Origin of the sequence: Thermocrispum agreste DSM 44070 (assembly GCF_000427905.1) — a bacterium.
Lineage (GTDB): Bacteria > Actinomycetota > Actinomycetes > Mycobacteriales > Pseudonocardiaceae > Thermocrispum > Thermocrispum agreste.
The window spans coordinates 125905-144498 of record NZ_ATYX01000010.1 but is presented as its reverse complement, the minus strand read 5'-3'; the positions used below and the strand labels follow the sequence as shown (position 1 = coordinate 144498).

The window sequence follows — 18594 nt, the reverse complement described above, 5'->3', positions numbered from 1 at the left end:
GGACATGGCGAATCGGGACAACTGAGCAGGTGAGCCGACAGGTCCGGGCGACGACAGGGAGGTGCTGGACATGGCCAATCGGGACAACTGAGCGGGTGATGGAGAGCGGGAGCGAGTCGAGCGGAGGTGTGCGGTGGCGAATCGGGACAACTGACAGCGGCAGCCGGTTGGGTTCTGCGGTGAGGAGGTGTGGACATGGCGAATCGGGACAACTGAGCAGGTGAGCCGACAGGTCCGGGCGACGACAGGGAGGTGCTGGACATGGCCAACCGCGACAACTGAGCGGTCGGTGACTACGTGCGGGCTTCGTCACGGAATCGGAGGTGTAGGCAGTGGCCAACCGGGACAACTGACGTGGTCGCTGGGGTGCAGGGTCGGCAGCCGAACAGAGGGGAGTCCGAGATGGCCAACCGGGACAACTGAGGCTTTCGTACGGTCGGGACGTCGCTCGCGTGCTTGCGGGACGGCTTTCGTGGTGGCGAATCGAGACGACTGAAAAATTGGTGCGGAGACGGATTCCCGCGGGCGCGCCCCCGACCGGTGCCGTCATGCTGCTGCGCTCCGAACCGGCGGCGTGTGGCGTACCCGGGCCCACGAGATCGCGATCGGGATCGCGACGAGCACACCAGCCACCGCGGCCACGCCGATGGCGTTCGCCGCTCCGATGAGGTCGGCCAGCCCACCGGCGGCCAGCGCGCCGAGGCCCTGGACGGTGATCACCCCGGAGGACGCCAGGCCGGTGCCCTGCGCGCGTCGTTCGTCCGGCAGGCGCTCGGTGAACTGCACGACGGTCTGGAAGTGATATCCCGTGGCCAATGCGCCGGACAGCGCCAGCAGTGCCAGGGCCACGATCAGTGCGGGCTTCAGCGCCAGCAGGATCAGCGGGATGCCCGCCGCGATGCCGAGCAGGCCGAGCGCGCGCACATTGGTCTCCTCGGAGACCCAGCGGCCGAAGATCGCGGCGCCGATGACCGAGCCGAGCGGGTCGGCCGCCATCAGCAGACCCACCGCGGCTGGTCCTGCGCCGATCTCGTCGGCGTACGGTGCGGCAAGGCCTTCGGCCACGACGTAGAACCCGGCGAGCCAGTTCAGCGCGAGCAGCGTGCGCAAGGCAGGAACGCGGAACACCAGCGCGGCTCCGGCGGCGATGGAGGACAGGTAGGACTGCTGCCCCTCCTTCGAGCTGGGCGTCACCGCAGGACGACGGCGCAACAGGAGCAGCAGCGCGGCCGATGCCACGAACGTGCCCGCATTGACGGCAAGCGCCACGAACGGCCCCCAGTGCGCGACCATCAAGCCTCCGCCGGCGAACCCGGCCAGCTGGGCCGCCTGCGAGCTGATGTTCCGCAGCGCCATGCCGACCCGGAACTTGCCGTTGGTGAGCACGTCCGGCAGGAGCGCTTGCTGTGCCGCCTTGAACGGGCCGTTCAGCAACGTCACCGCGGCCACCAACGCGCACAGCGCCCACAGCGGCATGCCCGGGACGATCATCAGGCCGACCAGAACGGCGCGGCCGATGTCGCTGGCGATCATCACGGTGCGTCGCGGGTGACGGTCACCGAGGCCGGACAGCATGACTCCGCCGACCAGGGCGGGCAGGAACGTCAGCGCGTAGGTCAGCGCGGTCAGCGCCGCCGAGTCCGTCCGGTCGAACACCAGCACGGACAGCGCGACGCGGGCGATCTGGTCTCCCGCGACCGACAACACCTCGGCCAGCCACATGGCCCGGAACTCGGCCACCCGCAAGACAGCGGTGAACGTCGGCGTACTCACCTAAAACCTCTCCCCCCTTGCGCGGCATCGGCGACCATGCCGCGCGGCGGAGGCTAGCAGCGGGCAGCCCCGGCGTCAGCCACTACGAGGAGGAATCAGTCGAATTCCCGCCGTAACCGAGGAAAGTTGTACGCAAAACGGGTGCTGTCCGTTCCGCGCGGGGTTGCGCCGCCGTTTACAGCTTCGGGTCTCGCGCCACGGTACATCGGACCGGGCGTGCGGGTGGGCTCCACGTCTGTGCAGGTGATCCACATCCCTTTCCGGCTGGCCCATGCGACACGCGTGAGTTGCCCGCAAGAGCAACGCGAACCGAACCGGGTTGCGGGCCCGGTGGGCGGCCGGTTCCCGGCCGGCCGAGCAGCGAAACTCGGCAGCCACGGCGGATCCGCCGATGGCTCGGTGATCCCGCTCGGCTCACGGCGGGAGCTCGGTGATCCCGCTTGGCTCACGGGGGGAGCTCGCTGATTCGTCCTGGGTTCCGTCAGCTCGTGGCGGACTCGTCGATGCGGACGCCGACCTGCCCGCTCGTGCCAACGCGCCGGTCTGTACCGGATACCGGGCACAACTCGCGGTGGCACACCGCTTCGTAGCGGGATCCGTCAGCTCGCGCCCGGCTCATCGATCCGCACAGTGATCCGTTCGCTCGTGACGGCACACCGGTCCGTCCAGGTTCCGCCGGTTCGGGTCGGCGCTTCGGTCCGTGTAGGTTGTGGCCGTCGGCGTCGGTTCCCCGGTTCGTATGGGGTTTCGCCGCTTCGGGTCGGCTCCCCGCTCCGCACCTGGATCCGTCGGTTCGCGCCCGGCTCGTCGACCGGCGTCGCGATCTCACCCAACTGCCGACCCCATCGACCCGCGTCGCGCTCGCCGACTTCCGCCGCCGCACCTGTTTTCGTGTCGGTCCTATCGGTGTCGGCCACTGGTCGGCGGTGCGCCACCACTGGCAGGCCGGGCCTCGGACGTACCGCGGCTCCGGCTGCCGGTCGTCGGTGTCGTCATCGCCGGCAGGTGCTGCGACCGGCCCCTGACCGGCTGATCTGGTTGCGTGCCGTCCCACTGGGGGAGCCCGGTTCGCTGTCATGACCTGTCCATCGCACGTCCAGGTGCCGAGCGCGCCGAGGAGTCTGCCGCGCTGGTGGTGGCGGGTGTGGATGTCGGCGGTGCACCCAGCTTGCCCGCGAGTGCGCACGAGCCGGCCCAGCCACAGGCCGAGCGGCCGGACGGGCCGGGCCGGCTCGCGCACTCACCTGCCCTCGTCCGCGCGGGGAGACGAGGACCCAGCCATGCGGTGCCGCGCTCGCTGATCTCACCTGCCCTCGTCCGCGCGGGGACGAGCGGCACTTCCTCGACGAGCGGTCAGTCCTCGTCCTCGACCCAGCCGAAGGTCTTGGTGACCGCCTTCTTCCAGTTCTTGTACTCGCGCTCGCGCCGGGCCTCGTCCATGTTCGGCTCCCAGCGCTTGTCCTCGGCCCAGTTGTTCCGGATGTCCTCCTCGGACTCCCAGAATCCGACGGCCAGGCCCGCCGCGTACGCCGAGCCGAGCGCGGTGGTCTCGTTCACCACCGGGCGGATCACCGGTACACCGAGGATGTCGGCCTGGAACTGCATCAGCAGGTCGTTGACCACCATGCCGCCGTCGACTTTCAGCGACTTCAGCGGCACACCGGAGTCGGCGTTCATCGCGTCGATCACCTCGCGCGACTGGAACGCCGTCGCCTCCAACACCGCCCTGGCCAGGTGACCCTTGTTGACGTAGCGGGTCAGGCCGACGATGGCGCCACGGGCGTCGGACCGCCAGTACGGCGCGAACAGGCCGGAGAACGCCGGCACGAAGTAGGCGCCACCGTTGTCCTCGACCGTGCGGGCGTGCTCCTCGATCTCGGCCGCCGAGCTGATCATCTTCAGGTTGTCGCGCAGCCACTGCACCAGCGACCCGGTCACCGCGATCGCGCCTTCCAGCGCGAACACCGGTGCGTTGTCGCCGATCTTGTAGCAAACCGTGGTGAGCAGGCCGTTCTGCGACAGCACCTTCTCGGTGCCGGTGTTGAGCAGCACGAAGTTGCCGGTGCCGTAGGTGTTCTTCGCCTCGCCCGGCGACAGGCAGGCCTGGCCGAACGTGGCCGCCTGCTGGTCGCCCAGGATGCCTGCGATGCGCACTCCGCCGAGCGCGCCCCGCTCCCGGACCGTGCCGTAGACCTCGGACGACGACCTGATCTCCGGCAGCATCGACATCGGGATGCCCATGTCCGACGCGATGTCCGGGTCCCAGTTCAGCGTGTCCAGGTCCATCAGCAGCGTCCGGGACGCGTTGGTCGGGTCGGTGATGTGCAACCCGCCGTCCGGGCCGCCGGTCATGTTCCACAGCAACCAGCTGTCCATCGTGCCGAACAGCAGGTCACCCGCCTCGGCGCGCTCACGCGCGCCGTCGACGTTCTCCAGGATCCACATCACCTTCGGACCGGAGAAATAGGTGGCCAGCGGCAGCCCGGTCTTCTCCCGGTAGCGCTCCTGGCCGCCGCCCAGGTCACCGAGCTTGGCGATGATGCGGTCGGTGCGGGTGTCCTGCCAGACGATCGCGTTGTACACCGGCTTGCCGGTCTTGCGATCCCACACCACGGTCGTCTCGCGCTGGTTGGTGATGCCGACCGCAGCGATGTCGCCCGCCGTCAGGTCCGCCTTGGCCAGCGCGCCCGCGGCGACCGCTCGCGTGTTCTCCCACACCTCTTCCGGGTTGTGCTCGACCCAGCCTGCCTGCGGGAAGATCTGCTCGTGCTCCCGCTGCTCGCTGGCGATGACACCGCCGGAGTGGTCGAAGATCATGCAGCGAGTGGAGGTCGTGCCGTGGTCGATCGCTGCGACGTAAGAAGCCATGATGTCCCTTCTTTTGCGAGCTTGTCGGTCGGGATGTGCCGGAGGTGATCCGGCGGTCGGTTACAGCAGAGCCTGGGACAGCAACCCAGCCAGCACACCACCCACGATCGGGCCGAACACCGGCACCCACGAGTAACCCCAGTCGCTGGAGCCCTTCTTGCCGGGGGCGTCCGAGCCGGGACCAGGGTCCTCCGGCAGCTCGCCGCCTGCACCGGCGGCCACGCGGGCGGCCGCACGGGAGCCCTTGTAATGCAACGGCAGCACTGCGTGCGCCACTCGGGGGCCGAGGTCACGAGCCGGGTTGATGGCGTACCCGGTCGGGCCACCCAGCGAGGCACCGATCGCGACCACCAGCAGCGCCGCAGCGAGCGGGCCGAGGCCGGTCGGCGTCTTGCCGAAGCTGAGGATGACGAAGACCAGCACGAACGTGGCGATCACCTCGGTGGTGAAGTTCCACCCGTAGTTGCGGATCTCCGGACCGGTGGAGAAGACGCCGAGCTTCTTGGACTCGTCCGGGTCGTTGTCGAAATGCGGCTTGTAGGCCGCCCATGCCAGGCAGGCTCCGATGAACGCTCCGATGAACTGTGCGGCGATGTAGACCAACGTGGATCCGAACGTGATGGCCACGCCGGGCGCGTATTCCGCTTCTCCGCTGGCCAGGATGCCGAGCGTGACGGCCGGGTTGATGTGGCCGCCGCTCCGGTAGGCGACGTAGACGCCGGCGAACACGGCCAAACCCCACCCGATGTTGATCAGCAGCCAGCCGCCGTCGTAGCCCTTGCTCTTCCTGAGCAGCACGTTGGCGACCACGCCCGCGCCCAGCAAGATCAGCATGGCTGTGCCGACCAGCTCACTGACGAATACCGTTCCTAGGTTCACAGCTCCTCCAAGCGTCCGATCCTTGCGGGCACGTGAGGACACGGAGCATCCCCTTGCAACGCGACTTCGGTCGACGGAGTCGATCGGTTACGCGCTGCTGGAGGAGTCGACCCGCAGTGCCCCCGCGAAGTTGATTATGGCTCAGCTCACAAGCCAATGGGTGAATTCATGTGGTGCGGGCGAGGCCGTGACCGGAGATCTTCCGTTTGGTGCGGCCCTGACCTGGACAAACTCGATCCGGACGGGCGGGAGCGCGGTGAGATGCGTCGTGACTGGTCCAATCGCGTCGAATGCGCTGGTAGAGCGCAGGTGAGGGTGGCGAACGAACGTACCCAGCACAGAAGGCAGGGCGCGGACGGAAACAGCGGAGGCCGGCATACGGACGCAAGCTGCGGGAGGCTGCGAACGGACGAAACAGGCCGTGCAGGAAAGCTCCTGCACGGCCTGTGGGCGTCGGCGAGCCGCCGGTGATGACGGCTATGAAGCCCCGGCGGGTACCGTCAGCGCGTCAGCGGCGTGAAGTCCCGAGCGGCGATGAATTCCGGACGCGGTGCGGGCGCCGCGAACGGTTCCACCAACGTGTTCTCGACGCTGTTGAACACCAGGAAGATGTTCGAGCGCGGGAACGGCGTGATGTTGTTGCCCGACCCGTGCATGATGTTCGAGTCGAAGAACAGCGCCGACCCGGCGGGCCCGGTGAACTGGTCGATGCCGTGCTCGGCGGCCAGCTTGGTGATGTTCTCCTCGCTCGGCACGCCGATCTCCTGCTCGCGCAACGAGTTCTTGTAGTGGTTCTCCGGCGTCTCGCCGATGCACTGCACGAACGTCCGCTGGGATCCCGGCATGACCATCAGCCCGCCGTTGAACGGGTAGTTGTCGGTCAGCGCGATCGAGCAGCTGACCGCCCGCGGCCGCGGCATGCCGTCCTCGGCGTGCCAGGTTTCGAAGTCCGAGTGCCAGTAGAAGCCGGTACCGCGGAATCCGGGCATGTAGTTGACCCGGCTCTGGTGGATGTACACCTCGGAGCCGAGGATCTGCCGTGCCCGGTCCAAGATGCGCGGGTCGGTGGCCAGCTCGGCGATGGCCTCGCTGATCTTGTGCACCTCGAAGATGGACCTGATCTCGCCGGAGCGCTTCTCGGTCACCACCCGCTCGTCCGATTTGAGCTGCTCGTCGCTGGTCAGCCGCTTCAGCTCCTGCCAGTAGGTCTGCACCTCGGCGGGGGTCAGCAGGCCCTCGATGATGGTGTAGCCGTTCTTGTCGTGCGCCGCCAGCCCGGCCGCGTCGAACGGGCCGTCCGCTTCGTCGCCCCAGACGGTGGGGTCTGTCCGCTCGAGCAGCTGCGCCCGCCCGCTGGCGAGTCGGGTCGGATAGGTGTCCGGAATCCGGCTCTTTGCGAGAGTCACGGTGTTTCGCCTCCTACGAGTGCTTCATCTTCTGGTGCTCGACTATTGCGCTGAACCTGGTTCCCTTCCTTCTTCTGGTGTCCGACCGGCGGTACGGCTCGATCTCCTCGGCCGTGGTCCGCTCGGTACCGGTCGCGAGATGCGTGGCACCGGCGACCGGAGCTTGTGGTCGGCCGCGCGGCGGGGCGGTGGAACGTATTCGCCGCTCCGATTGCGCAAGCCGCTCAGCCGGGACAGACGGGTGTGGCTGTTCACCTACCCGCTCATCAACCGTGACAAACCACGCGCAGTGAACGATGTACTCATCGACGACAAGTGCGCCGAAACCGGATTCGGTATTCTCGGAGAAATTCAGGTCGTCGTCGGCTGGAATGCCAACGGGATACCGTTGATCCGATCACCGGCTCCGATGGTGATGACGCGGCAGGCGGTGAACCGGGCCGGTCGAATTGTCACCCGTCTGTCTTGGTGCCGTCGGGCCGTGTTCCCGCCGTCATCCCTTGCGGCTTATGCCCATGGGCCAGTGCAGGCCGGCTCTGCTCGGATCCGCGCCCGGAGCGTCCAGCGCTGATACGTGTACCGAGCCGACGGCATCCAAGTGATGAATCAATCGATCGCTCTTGGCATTGTCGTGCACACCCCCCGCGGTTTGCCGCCATCAGCAGGCAATGCGTGCTTTCCCGACATGTCCGTGCACCGTAACAGACAAACTCGCGCGATTCAGCCGTCGCCTGTTCACAAAAACGCAATCACCTGCAGCGACGCAGACTGTGCTGTGACAATATCGACAAATGCCTTCCGTGGCGCTGTTTCGTCTGCTATCAGCAATCCTGATCATCAGGCGTGTCGGCGGTGCGTGATCACCATCGAGAAGTTTGCCGAAACCGTCCTGGCAACGGCGGGGGTGCGGTGCCGACAGCCTCAGCGGCACATGCTCGAGCCCGTCAACCGAACACGAAGCGCGTCGCGTCGCGTGGATAGTCCGACCACGCCAGCACCTTGCGCGGGATCAGCACGTGCCCGTCACGCCACAGCTCGGCGTTCGGCGGGCCGTACTCCGGGTATTTCTCGGCGAAGGTCGTCGCCAACCGCGCGGCCTGCTCGTCGTCGATGCCCGCCGTGGACACCGTGCCCTGGACGATGACGACCTCCCACGGGTGGGGCAGGTGCATCGTCACTGCCGGATTCTTCGCCACCAGGCGGCGATGCAGCGTCTGCGGGCTTCCGCCGTGGTACCAGCGGTCGTCGATCCACATGCCGTCCAGCGGCACCACGTGCGGGTTGCGGTCACCGTTGTCGACCGCGATCCAGTACTGCTTGGCCTCGACCAGCTTGGCCCGCACGGTCGGCCAGGCCAAAGTCGTCTGCTGCTCGCCGTAGCCGGGCGGCATGGGCAGCGGCTGGGCAACCGGGTCCTGGCCGCCCCGCTCGCCGATGGGCGTGGTGTCGGTCATGGCCGTGATTGGAGCACCGGCCACCGACGGTCTCGGCTCGAGCGCCCCGGCAGGCAAGCAGACGGCCCGCCGGGGCCAAGCGCTCCCGGCGGGCCGTCACCGGAGTGGGAAGGACGAAGTGTCAGTTCTCCGTCAGTTCTCCTCGTCGTCGCGGACCTCGACACCGATGTCCGGGTTGTCGGTGAACACCCCGTCCACGCCGGCGTCGAAGTAGACCTCCAGTTCCTCGTGGATCCGGCCGTAGTGCGCCGGGTTGTCCGAGGAGCGGAAGTCCGCGGGCAGGAACGAGTTCTCCGCACGGAAGGTGTACGGGTGGACTTTCAGCCCCACCCGGTGGGCGTCCCGGACCAGCCGGGTCGGCTCGCCGAGGGTGCCGTCCGGGTTCCACGGGATGACCAGCTGCTTGTCCGGGCCGATGCCGTCGGCGTAGCTGGCGATCTCCCGCAGGCCCTTCGGCGTGATCAGGTCGGCGTAGGTGCGCGGATCGCCGGAGTCGACGAAGTCGTACGGCGCGCCGGTGGAGGAGATCAGCTGCACCAGCGGCACCCGCAGCTGGCGGTCGAGCTCCTTGAGGTTGCTCACCTCGAACGACTGCACGATCACCTTGGCGTTCGGGTGGTTCAGCCCGGCCTTCTTCAGCTCGGCGACCAGCCGCGGCTCGATCGGCAGGCCGATCTTGCGGAAGTAGGTCGGGTGCTTGGTCTCCGGGTAGACGCCGATCGGCCGCCCGAGCTCCTTCGACAGCCGCTTCGCCTCCTTGAGCACCTCGGCGAACGTCGGGATGGTGTAGCGCTCGTCGTAGATGGTGTTGCGCTGGCGGATGTCGGGCACCCGCTCCTTGGCCCGCAACGTCTTCAGCTCGGCGAGCGTGAAGTCCTCGGTGAACCAGCCGGTGATCTCCTGGCCGTCGATGGTCTTGGTGGTCTTGCGGTCGGCGAACTCCGGGTGTTCGGCGACGTCGGTGGTTTCGCTGATCTCGTTCTCGTGCCTGGCGACCAGCACACCGTCCTTGGTCACCACCAGGTCCGGCTCGATGTAGTCGGCGCCCATCCTGGCGGCCAGCCGGTAGGACGCCAGCGTGTGCTCCGGCCGGTAGCCGGACGAGCCACGGTGGCCGATCACCAGATCCTTGCGCACGTGCAGGCTGTTCGGCGTGGCGAAGTCGGACTCCGCTTGCGCAGCCGGCACGACGAAGCCGCAGGTGACTACCAGCCCGGCAGCCCCGGCAAGCACCGCCATGCGTCGAACCCACTTCCTGAACATCGTCGTGAACACCGCCCTCCAGTCGGGTCGAAACCCTCGATGCGGACCTTGACCGGTCCGGTCAACGACCGCCTGTCGATGGCAATACCTTTCGGTGGCCACCTCGTTAATTTCTCGCACGAGGTGGAATCCGCCAAGGCGCGATACAGTAATCGGGCTTCAGGGTCCGGCTAGGGGAGCAGGAGATCACTTGAGCGACCGCGGCGACACTGCGTCGGAGCGGCCGGGGGCGCATCCGTCGGCCCTGGAGGAACCGCCGTCCGGCGGGGAATCCGGGGCGAGTGGGGGTGACGGCACCGGCGAAGCAGGATTCCGGTGGTTTTCGTGGCTGATCCTGGCGTTCGCCGCCGCCGGCGCCGTCGCGATGGCGCTGGTCGAGCCGTTCACGTTCACCGCGGCGACGCTGCCGACGGCGGCGCTCTTCCTGGTGGCGTTCGTCGCCGCGGAGACACTGGCCATCAACATCGACGTGCGCAGCGGCATCTCCTGGACGGTGTCGTTCACCGAGATCCCGCTGGTCGTCGGGCTGATGGTGGCCGAGTACGAGCTCATCCTGGTCACGCATGTGATCGCCGGAGTCGGCACGCTGGTGGCGCGCGGGGTCAACCGCCGCAAGCTCTACAACTCCGGCGTGCTGGTCATCGAGATCACCACCGCCTACGCGGTGGCGACGACGGTGGCCGCGGCGATGGGTGCGCAGTCGATCACCTGGCCCGCCGCGTTCGCCGGTGCGGTGGCCGCGCCGGCCGCCAGCACCGTGCTGGCCATGGTCTCGGTCTGGGTGCTGCGCAACCGGATGAAGCTGTCCACCGGGCTGCGGTTCATGACCCGGGTCCTGGTCGTCGGCATGATCAACGCCTCGGCGGGCCTGGTCGGCTACCTGGTGGCTACCGAGGTGCCCGCGGGCTGGCTGCTGGTCGCCGCCATGGGCATCGGCCTGGCCGGGCTGTACTGGGCTTACGGCGATCTGCTCCGGGAGCAGCGGGACATCGACGCGCTGGCCGACGTCAGCCTGATGGTGGCCAGGTCGGGGCAGCTGACCGACACCGGCCTGCCCGGTGAGTTCGGCCCTGCGGACTGGGAAGCGCTGGCCGCCAGGATCAAGGATCAGCTGGCGGCCCGGCGGGTGGTGCTGCGGCTGCGACTGGACGGCGCGAACACGCTGACCACGGTGGTGGCGGGCGACCCGCTGGACGGTGAGGACGTCTCCGCGGACGACCCGCTGATCCGGCTTCCGCACAGCAGGCCGCGGCACGTCCGGCTGGTCGACAGCCGCCCCGATGTCCGGCGTGCGCTTGCCGCGCGCGGCGCGGAGGAAGTGCTGATCTGCCCGTTGCGCAGTGCCACCCAGCTGCTCGGCGTGGTGGAAGCGCACGATCGCCGCTCGCGCTGGCGCGGGTTCGCGGCGGCCGACCTGCAGCTGCTCGGGGCGATGTCGGCGCATCTGGCCACCGCGCTGGACAACCGCAGGCTGACCGCCACGATCAAGCACGACGCCTACCACGACCCGCTGACCGGCCTGCTCAACCGCCCGGGGATCTCGCACGCCGCGCGCGGTCCGTTGGCTTCCGGGCGCAACGTCGTGCTGCTGCGGGTGGACCTGGACAACTTCTCGACGGTCTGCGACGCGCTCGGCTACGCGTGGGCGGACCGGATGGTCAGCATCGCGGGCCGCCGGCTGGTCGACGTCCTCGGCCCGGAGGTGCCGGTGGCCAGGCTGGAAGGCGCATCGTTCGCCGCCCTGCTCACCTGCCCGGAGTCGACCGCGCGGGAGATCGCCGAGCAGGTGCGCAGCGAGCTGTCCATGCCGTATCCGATCGACCGGCTGACCGTCGAGGCACACGCCATCGTCGGATACGCCAGCAGCGACGTGGACGACGCGGTCGGCCGGATGGACGTCGACGGCCTGCTGCAGCGCGCCGACGTGGCGCTGCGCGCCATCACAACCAGCGGCAACACCGACGAGGTGCGCGGCTACGTGCCGAGCATGGGGCAGATCTTCATGCGCCGGTTCCAGCTGGTCAGCCAGTTCCGCCAGGCGCTGGAGAGCAACCAGGTCACGGTTCACTACCAGCCGAAGATCTCGCTGCCGAAGCGCACCGTGCTCGGGGTGGAGGCGCTGGTGCGGTGGAAGCACCCCGAGTTCGGCGACCTGCACCCGGACGAGTTCATCCCGCCGATCGAGGCGGCCGGACTGATCGGCGCGCTCACGTCGTTCGTGCTGGACGAGGCGCTGGCCAGGGCCCGCAAGTGGCTCGACGCGGGGCTGCGCATCTCGGTGGCGGTGAACATGAGCGTGCGCAGCCTGTCCGACGAGGAGTTCCCCGGGCTGGTGGCCGCCGCGCTGCAGCGCTTCCAGGTGCCGCCCGAGCTGCTCACGCTCGAGCTGACCGAGTCGGGCGTGATGGCCGACCGGCAGCGCGCCCTGCCGATCCTGCGCGAGCTGCACGCGCTCGGCGTGGTGCTGGCCGTGGACGACTTCGGCACCGGGTACTCGTCGCTGGCCTACCTGCGCCAGCTGCCGGTGGACGAGGTGAAGATCGACAAGAGCTTCGTGCTCGGCATGGGCACCGACCTGAACGACTTGGCGGTGGTGCGGTCCATCGTCGAGCTCGGCCACTCGCTCGGGCTGACCGTGGTGGCCGAGGGCGTCGAGGAGGACGTGGCGCGCGACCAGCTGGAGGCCATGGGATGTGACGTTGCTCAGGGCTACCTGATCTCCCGGCCGCTGTGCGAGGAGCGGCTGGAGGCGTGGCTGCACGCGCGCACCGCCCGTCACCTGGACGTTCAGTCCGAGACGGTGCTCAAGCTGCTCAACTGACCCCCGCTTTCATCGCCCGCGGGCGGGGTTGTAAAGTTCTAAGTGCTCTCGCAGAGAGCATGCCCCTTTAGCTCAGTCGGCAGAGCGTCTCCATGGTAAGGAGAAGGTCTACGGTTCGATTCCGTAAAGGGGCTCCACGCTGACCTGGCGGGGTAGCTCAGGTGGTTAGAGCACACGGCTCATAATCGTGGTGTCGCGGGTTCAAGTCCCGCCCCCGCTACTCGAAGTTGGGATGATGAGAAGGCGCCACGGCGCGCCACGAGAAAGGACACGCAGTGGCTGCCACCGATGTGCGACCGAAGATCACGCTCGCGTGCGAAGAGTGCAAGCACCGCAACTACATCACCCGCAAGAACAAGCGGAACGACCCTGACCGCCTCGAGCTGAAGAAGTTCTGCCCGAACTGCGGGAAGCACCAGGTGCACAAGGAGACCCGCTGAGTCTCCCTGCGCGGCGGATAAGCTCCTGACGTGGCACTCAGTCGGTCATTCGTCGGGCGGTGCTACCCGCCCAAGGAGACGTACGAAGTCAGTCGCGCCAAGATCGCCGAGTTCGCCGACGCGATCGGTGACACCAGCCCGCTGAGCCGGGACAAGGCAGCCGCGCAAGCCGCTGGCTATCCCGACGTCATCGCCCCGCCGACGTTCTTGACGATCATCAACCTGGACGCCATCAACGCGATCATCAACGACCCCGAGCTGGGCCTGGACTACTCGCGGATGGTGCACGGCGACCAGCGCTTCGTCTACCAGCGCCCGGTGCACGCCGGGGACAAGCTGCGCATCACCACCTACGTCGAGGACATTTTCGACCGCATGGGCAACGACTTCTTGAACCTGCGCGCCGAGATCACCGACGAGTCCGGCGAGCTGGTGTGCACCACGCGTGCCCAGCTGGTCGTCCGGGGAGCCGACGCATGAGCGCCGATCTGAGCGCCGTCGAGGTCGGCACCGAGCTGCCCCCGCTGAACGTCCGCATCACCCGCAAGGACCTGATCCGCTACGCGGGCGCTTCCCTGGACTTCAACCCGATCCACTGGAACGAACGGCAGGCCACCGAGTCCGGCCTGCCGGGCGTGATCGCGCACGGCATGCTGACCATGGCGCTGGCTGGCAGGCTGGTGACCGAATGGACCGGGGACTCCGGGCGGGTCGTCGACCTGTTCGCGCGGTTCACCCGGCCGGTCGTGGTGCCGGACGACGACAAGGGCGCCGAGGTCGAGCTCACCGGCAAGGTGACGGAGATCTCCGACGGGCGCGCCACCGTGGCGATCACCGCGAAGTTCGAAGGCCGCCCGGTACTGGGCAAGGCCACCGCCGTGGTGCGGATCGACTGATCACCGACCCGCCACGCCTCTCACCTACCCACCACGGCCGATTCAGGACGTGATCTGCGGAGCTTCGCGGGGGCTCCCCATCGGGAACGGCCGAACCAGCGATGGCCACGACCACGCGGTAGGGGTGGCGAACATCACCGAGTTTCCTCGTGCGGGATGTCGGCTCGCGCGCCGATCCGGCAGGGTCCGCCGGTCGTCGGTTGCCGAGTCCGGCGGACCCTGTGCCGATCGCGCTTCACGCCACTTCGCTGAGCAGCTTGCCGAGCCGGGACACACCCTCGACCAGGTCGTCGTCGGACAGCGCGTAGGACATCCGGAAGTAGCCGGGGGTGCCGAACGCCTCACCGGGGACGATCGCCACCTCGGCGTGCTGCAGCACCAGGTCGGCCAGCTCCACGGTGTTCTGCGCCGTCGAGCCGCGCAGCGGCTTGCCGAGGAACGATTTCACCGACGGGTAGGCGTAGAAGGCGCCCTGCGGTGTCGGGCACTCGACGCCGGGGATCTCCGACAGCATCGAGACGATCTTGCGCCTGCGCCGGTCGAACACCTGGCGCATCTCCTCCACGGCGTCTTGCGGGCCGGAGAGCGCCGCCAGGGCGGCCTGCTGGGCCACGTTCGACACGTTGCCGCACAGGTGCGACTGGAACGACGTGGCGGCCTTGATGACGTCCTGCGGACCGTGCATCCAGCCGACCCGCCAGCCGGTCATCGAGTAGGTCTTGGCCACCCCGTTGAGCACCAGCGTGGTGTCGGCCAGCTCCGGAACCGCTGCGGTGATCGGCGTGGCCCGGACGCCGTCGTAGACCAGGTGCTCGTAGATCTCGTCGGTGACCACCCAGATGCCGTGCTCCAGCGCCCAGCGGCCGATCGCCTCCACCTGCTCGCGCGGGTAGACCGCGCCGGTCGGGTTCGACGGGGAGTTGAACAGCAGCACCTTGGTGCGCGGCGTCCTGGCCGCTTCCAGCTGCTCGACGGAGACCAGGTAGCCGGTCGACTCGTCGGCGGTCACCTGCACCGGCACACCACCGGCCAGCTTGATCGCTTCCGGGTAGCTGGTCCAGTACGGCGCGGGCAGCAGCACCTCGTCGCCCGGGTCGCACAACGTGGCGAACGCCGAGTAGACGGCCTGCTTGCCGCCGTTGGTGACCAGCACCTGGGACGGGCTGATCCGCACACCGGAGTCGCGCAGCGTCTTCTCGGCGATCGCTTCGCGCAGCTGGGGCAGGCCCCCGGCGGCGGTGTAGCCGTGGTTGGCGCGGTCCCGCACCGCCTTCGCCGCCGCCTCCACCACGTGCTCCGGCGTGGGGAAGTCGGGCTGACCAGCGCCGAAGCCGATCACCGGGACACCCTGGGCCTTCAGCTCCTTGGCCTTGGCGTCCACCGCCAGGGTGGCGGAGGGCTCGATCGAGGCGATACGCTCGGAAATTCGACGGGCTTGCGCTGAGTGTGAATCGGCCATGGATGCATCGTTTCACGGGACCGAACTCAGGCACGAGTCGGCGTTGCCGTACACTCCCTTACTTGAACGCCGACGACCGTGTGCCCGCGGGGCCGACACGGTGTCGAGTTCGTGTGTCCGCTTCGGCGCAAGCGGGCGCTGCCATAGGGGTGTAGCTCAATTGGCAGAGCAGCGGTCTCCAAAACCGCAGGTTGCAGGTTCAAGTCCTGTCACCCCTGCCAAGTGCACAGACCGGCCACGAGCTAAGGAGTTCGAGCGTGAGCGACGACGGCGCGAAGGGCAACGGCGAGGACGCGCGGCGTCCGCGCCGGCCGGAGACCGCCGCGGGTCGGCGTGCCCGCAGGCGGGCTGCCGGCGATGCGGTCAAGCAGCCCGCCGCCGTCGGTGCAGGCAAGGCCGGTCGTGGTTCGTCCGCCTCGGCGCCCGCCAAGCGCAAGGGCTCCCCGGCCCCGGCAACCAAGCGGGAGGACGACGGCGAGAAGCAGTCGATCTTCCGGCGGATCTCCCGCTTCCTGCGGGAGGTCGTCGCGGAGCTGCGCAAGGTCATCTGGCCAACCCGGAAGCAGATGGTCACCTACACCGCGGTCGTGCTCGCCTTCGTCGCCTTCATGGTGGCGCTGGTGTGGGCGCTGGACTGGGTGTTCGCCAAGGCCGTCTTCGCGTTGTTCGGCTGATCGGCGCGAGCGAAGAGAGATTGTGAGGACTGCAACGTGACCTCGGAGAACGCAGCCAACGGTGCTGCCGTCGACGCCACGGACGAGGCGGTGGCCGACGAGCGCCAGCCGGAGACTGCCGAGGAGACCGGCCAGGACGCCCGCCCAGAAGGCCAGGCTGACGCCGGCGACCAGGCCGAGGCCGCCGAGTCGGCCGAGGTCGACGAGGAGCCGGATCCGGCCGAGCAGCTGCGCGAGGAGCTGAGCAAGCTGCCCGGCCAGTGGTACGTGGTGCACTCCTACGCCGGGTACGAGAACAAGGTCAAGGCCAACCTAGAGATGCGTCGGCAGACGCTGGACGTCGAGGACTACATCTTCCAGGTCGAGGTGCCGACCGAAGAGGTCACCGAGATCAAGAACGGCCAGCGCAAGCTGGTGCAGCGCAAGGTGCTGCCCGGCTACATCCTGGTCCGGATGGAGCTCAACGACGAGTCGTGGAGCGCGGTCCGCAACACGCCGGGCGTGACCGGTTTCGTCGGCGCCACCAACAACCCGTCCCCGCTGAGCCTGGACGAGGTGGTCAAGTTCTTGCTGCCGAAGCCGGAGAAGGCGGCGGGCAAGGCCAAGGCCGGTGCCGAGGAGGGGGCGGACGTCGCCGCGGGCGAGGTCGTCGAGGTGGACTTCGAGGTCGGCGAGTCGGTCACCGTCATGGACGGCCCGTTCGCCACGCTCCCGGCGACGATCTCCGAGGTCAACCCGGTCGCCCAGAAGCTCAAGGTGCTGGTGTCGATCTTCGGTCGGGAGACGCCGGTCGAGCTGGGCTTCCACCAGGTCTCCAAGATCTGACGGTCCACGAGGCCGGCAGAGCTTGCAGGAGCCCGCGCTACGGCAGGTGCGCGGGATGACAACACACACAAGGAAACGACATGCCACCCAAGAAGAAGAAGCTGGCGGCGATCATCAAGCTGCAGATCCCCGCGGGCCAGGCCAACCCGGCTCCGCCGGTCGGCCCTGCGCTGGGTCAGCACGGCGTCAACATCATGGAGTTCTGCAAGGCCTACAACGCCGCGACCGAGTCGCAGCGCGGCAACGTGGTGCCGGTGGAGATCTCCGTCTACGAGGACCGCTCGTTCGACTTCAAGCTCAAGACCCCGCCCGCGGCGCAGCTGCTGCTGAAGGCCGCCGGCGTGGAGAAGGGCTCGGGCGAGCCGCACAAGAACAAGGTCGGCACGGTGACCTGGGACCAGGTCAGGGAGATCGCCGAGACCAAGAAGGCCGACCTGAACGCGACCGACATCGAGCAGGCGGCCAAGATCATCGCAGGCACCGCCCGGTCGATGGGCATCACGGTCGAGTAAGCAACCCGCTTCGAGCGTGGGAGGGCCAGGCGCTGGCCCGGACACCACGACTGATCCGCGAAGGACAGACACATGGCAAAGCGCAGCAAGAAGTACCTGCAGGCGTTGGAGAAGATCGACCGCACCCGGCTGTACACGCCGCTGGAGGCGGCCCGGCTGGCCAAGGAGACCTCCACCACCAAGATGGACGCGACGGTCGAGGTCGCCATGCGCCTGGGTGTGGACCCGCGCAAGGCGGACCAGATGGTCCGGGGCACCGTGAACCTGCCGCACGGCACCGGTAAGACCGTCCGGGTGGCCGTCTTCGCGACCGGTGAGAAGGCCATGGAGGCCGAGCAGGCCGGCGCCGAGGTGGTCGGCAGCGACGACCTGATTCAGCGCATCCAGGGCGGCTGGCTGGACTTCGACGCCGCCATCGCCACCCCCGACCAGATGGCCAAGGTCGGGCGGATCGCACGCATCCTCGGTCCGCGTGGCCTGATGCCGAACCCGAAGACCGGCACCGTGACTCCGGACGTGGCCAAGGCGGTCGCCGACATCAAGGGCGGCAAGGTCACCTTCCGAGTGGACAAGCAGGCGAACCTGCACTTCATCATCGGCAAGGTGTCGTTCACGGCCGAGCAGCTGGTGGAGAACTACGCCGCCGCGCTGGACGAGATCCTGCGGGCCAAGCCGTCCGCGGCCAAGGGGCGCTACCTGAAGAAGGTCACGTTCACCACGACGATGGGCCCGGGCATCCCGGTCGACCCGGCGAAGACCCGCGACCTGCTGGCGGAGGCGGAGGCAGCGGCCTGACGGTCATCCGCAGCTGACAAGGCTCACAAGCTCTGCCGAAGGGCGGCCCGGCCATCCCGGGCCGCCCTTCGGCGTTGTCAGGGGACATGTGCGTCTCCACAGAGTGCTTTGGTACGCGATCGGATCGTGAGCACCTTCGAGGGCGGTCGGGTCGAGGACTTCGACATGGACGGATCGTTTCCCGGATCCGATCAGCACGATGCTCACGTACACGCCGCAGCTGTCGCCCGCGGTGCTGACTACGTCTTGAGCTGCGACCGTGGTCTGCAGGAGGCAGCAGCGGAGGACGTCGAACTGCCGTACGAGGTGTACGCGCCGGACGAGTTCTTCCTCTTGATTGACGAATGTTCTCCGATCCACGTCCGGGAGGCCACGCTGCGGCAGACCCTGTATTGGCTGAAGAAGAGCGGCAAAGCGTCGATGGCGGAGCACCTGGAGAAGGCTGGTTGTCCGCAGTTCGCACAGAGAGTGCGCCAGTACCAAACACGGCTGTCGCTACCGAAGGACTTGCCATGACCGTCGGTCCTGT

General features: G+C 68.1%; 17 protein-coding genes and 3 tRNA genes. 13 read left to right on the top strand and 7 right to left on the bottom strand.

The features are described from left to right. Positions 1–546: 546 nt before the first annotated feature. The 4 genes from YWY_RS0109240 to thpD all read right to left on the bottom strand — a co-directional run bounded on the left by YWY_RS0109240 (position 547) and on the right by thpD (position 6926). Positions 547–1773, bottom strand: coding sequence for an MFS transporter (locus tag YWY_RS0109240; RefSeq protein ID WP_028847391.1), 1227 nt, complete (start codon positions 1771–1773; stop codon positions 547–549). Positions 1774–3126: 1353 nt separating this feature from the next. Further along, a complete protein-coding gene (glpK, locus tag YWY_RS0109235) occupies positions 3127–4641 on the bottom strand; it encodes a glycerol kinase GlpK (protein ID WP_028847390.1) in 1515 nt (504 codons plus the stop codon). A 60-nt stretch (positions 4642–4701) separates the two neighbouring features. Next, a complete protein-coding gene (locus tag YWY_RS0109230) occupies positions 4702–5520 on the bottom strand; it encodes an MIP/aquaporin family protein (RefSeq protein ID WP_028847389.1) in 819 nt (272 codons plus the stop codon). Positions 5521–6020: 500 nt separating this feature from the next. Further along, the gene (gene thpD / locus YWY_RS0109225; protein ID WP_028847388.1) at positions 6021–6926 is read right to left on the bottom strand and encodes an ectoine hydroxylase; all 906 of its coding nucleotides are present in this window, start codon (positions 6924–6926) and stop codon (positions 6021–6023) included. Between the two features lie 19 nt (positions 6927–6945). Here thpD and YWY_RS24045 point away from each other — a divergent pair, with 19 nt between their 5' ends. Then, positions 6946–7497 (top strand): hypothetical protein, encoded by a 552-nt coding sequence (locus YWY_RS24045; protein ID WP_156899167.1) that lies wholly within the window; start codon positions 6946–6948, stop codon positions 7495–7497. Between the two features lie 373 nt (positions 7498–7870). On the opposite strand, the gene YWY_RS0109220 is transcribed toward YWY_RS24045, so the two are convergent. Together YWY_RS0109220 and YWY_RS0109215 are read right to left on the bottom strand one after the other, a co-directional pair. Continuing rightward, positions 7871–8380 (bottom strand): hypothetical protein, encoded by a 510-nt coding sequence (locus YWY_RS0109220; RefSeq protein ID WP_051310092.1) that lies wholly within the window; start codon positions 8378–8380, stop codon positions 7871–7873. 132 nt (positions 8381–8512) lie between these two features. Continuing rightward, positions 8513–9619, bottom strand: a complete 1107-nt coding sequence (locus YWY_RS0109215) for a glycerophosphodiester phosphodiesterase (RefSeq protein WP_245566611.1) — start codon at positions 9617–9619, stop codon at positions 8513–8515. Between the two features lie 214 nt (positions 9620–9833). Between YWY_RS0109215 and YWY_RS0109210 the strand changes: the two genes are divergently transcribed. The 6 genes from YWY_RS0109210 (at position 9834) to YWY_RS0109185 (ending at position 13800) form a co-directional block, all read left to right on the top strand. Then, positions 9834–12464 carry a putative bifunctional diguanylate cyclase/phosphodiesterase gene (locus tag YWY_RS0109210; RefSeq protein WP_028847385.1) on the top strand — a complete coding sequence of 877 codons (2631 nt, stop codon included), beginning with the start codon at positions 9834–9836 and terminating at the stop codon, positions 12462–12464. Positions 12465–12525: 61 nt separating this feature from the next. Then, positions 12526–12601: transfer RNA gene (locus YWY_RS0109205), tRNA-Thr, on the top strand. A 9-nt stretch (positions 12602–12610) separates the two neighbouring features. Beyond that, positions 12611–12684 (top strand) — tRNA-Met (locus YWY_RS0109200). A gap of 55 nt (positions 12685–12739) precedes the next feature. Continuing rightward, entirely contained in the window at positions 12740–12904 is a 165-nt protein-coding gene (rpmG, locus tag YWY_RS0109195) for a 50S ribosomal protein L33 (RefSeq protein ID WP_028847384.1), read from the top strand. 30 nt (positions 12905–12934) lie between these two features. Beyond that, the gene (locus tag YWY_RS0109190; protein ID WP_028847383.1) at positions 12935–13384 is read left to right on the top strand and encodes a MaoC family dehydratase N-terminal domain-containing protein; all 450 of its coding nucleotides are present in this window, start codon (positions 12935–12937) and stop codon (positions 13382–13384) included. Continuing rightward, complete coding sequence (locus tag YWY_RS0109185) at positions 13381–13800, top strand: MaoC/PaaZ C-terminal domain-containing protein (protein WP_028847382.1); 420 nt, start codon at positions 13381–13383, stop codon at positions 13798–13800. Before YWY_RS0109190 ends, YWY_RS0109185 begins: the two co-directional genes overlap by 4 nt. Before the next feature lie 235 nt (positions 13801–14035). Here YWY_RS0109185 and YWY_RS0109180 read toward each other — a convergent pair whose 3' ends face one another. Further along, on the bottom strand, positions 14036–15259 hold the full coding sequence (locus tag YWY_RS0109180) for a pyridoxal phosphate-dependent aminotransferase (RefSeq protein ID WP_028847381.1): 1224 nt from the start codon (positions 15257–15259) through the stop codon (positions 14036–14038). Between the two features lie 145 nt (positions 15260–15404). On the opposite strand from YWY_RS0109180, the gene YWY_RS0109175 reads away from it, so the two are divergent. The 6 genes from YWY_RS0109175 to YWY_RS21080 all read left to right on the top strand — a co-directional run bounded on the left by YWY_RS0109175 (position 15405) and on the right by YWY_RS21080 (position 18581). Beyond that, positions 15405–15480, top strand: a tRNA-Trp gene (locus tag YWY_RS0109175). A 36-nt stretch (positions 15481–15516) separates the two neighbouring features. After that, positions 15517–15933, top strand: a complete 417-nt coding sequence (gene secE, locus YWY_RS0109170; RefSeq protein WP_028847380.1) for a preprotein translocase subunit SecE — start codon at positions 15517–15519, stop codon at positions 15931–15933. Between the two features lie 36 nt (positions 15934–15969). Then, on the top strand, positions 15970–16758 hold the full coding sequence (gene nusG, locus YWY_RS0109165) for a transcription termination/antitermination protein NusG (protein WP_028847379.1): 789 nt from the start codon (positions 15970–15972) through the stop codon (positions 16756–16758). 80 nt (positions 16759–16838) lie between these two features. After that, entirely contained in the window at positions 16839–17270 is a 432-nt protein-coding gene (gene rplK / locus YWY_RS0109160) for a 50S ribosomal protein L11 (protein WP_028847378.1), read from the top strand. Positions 17271–17342: 72 nt separating this feature from the next. Beyond that, complete coding sequence (gene rplA / locus YWY_RS0109155) at positions 17343–18065, top strand: 50S ribosomal protein L1 (protein WP_028847377.1); 723 nt, start codon at positions 17343–17345, stop codon at positions 18063–18065. Between the two features lie 126 nt (positions 18066–18191). Next, positions 18192–18581, top strand: coding sequence for a hypothetical protein (locus tag YWY_RS21080; RefSeq protein WP_156899166.1), 390 nt, complete (start codon positions 18192–18194; stop codon positions 18579–18581). The last annotated feature ends 13 nt before the right edge of the window (positions 18582–18594 follow it).

Coding starts and splice junctions, on each gene's coding strand:
- glpK (WP_028847390.1), bottom strand. CDS start 4,641: ATGGCTTCTTACGTCGCAGCGATCGACCACGGCACGACCTCCACTCGC.
- YWY_RS0109220 (WP_051310092.1), bottom strand. CDS start 8,380: ATGACCGACACCACGCCCATCGGCGAGCGGGGCGGCCAGGACCCGGTT.
- YWY_RS0109215 (WP_245566611.1), bottom strand. CDS start 9,619: ATGGCGGTGCTTGCCGGGGCTGCCGGGCTGGTAGTCACCTGCGGCTTC.
- YWY_RS0109185 (WP_028847382.1), top strand. CDS start 13,381: ATGAGCGCCGATCTGAGCGCCGTCGAGGTCGGCACCGAGCTGCCCCCG.
- YWY_RS0109180 (WP_028847381.1), bottom strand. CDS start 15,259: ATGGCCGATTCACACTCAGCGCAAGCCCGTCGAATTTCCGAGCGTATC.
- rplK (WP_028847378.1), top strand. CDS start 16,839: ATGCCACCCAAGAAGAAGAAGCTGGCGGCGATCATCAAGCTGCAGATC.
- rplA (WP_028847377.1), top strand. CDS start 17,343: ATGGCAAAGCGCAGCAAGAAGTACCTGCAGGCGTTGGAGAAGATCGAC.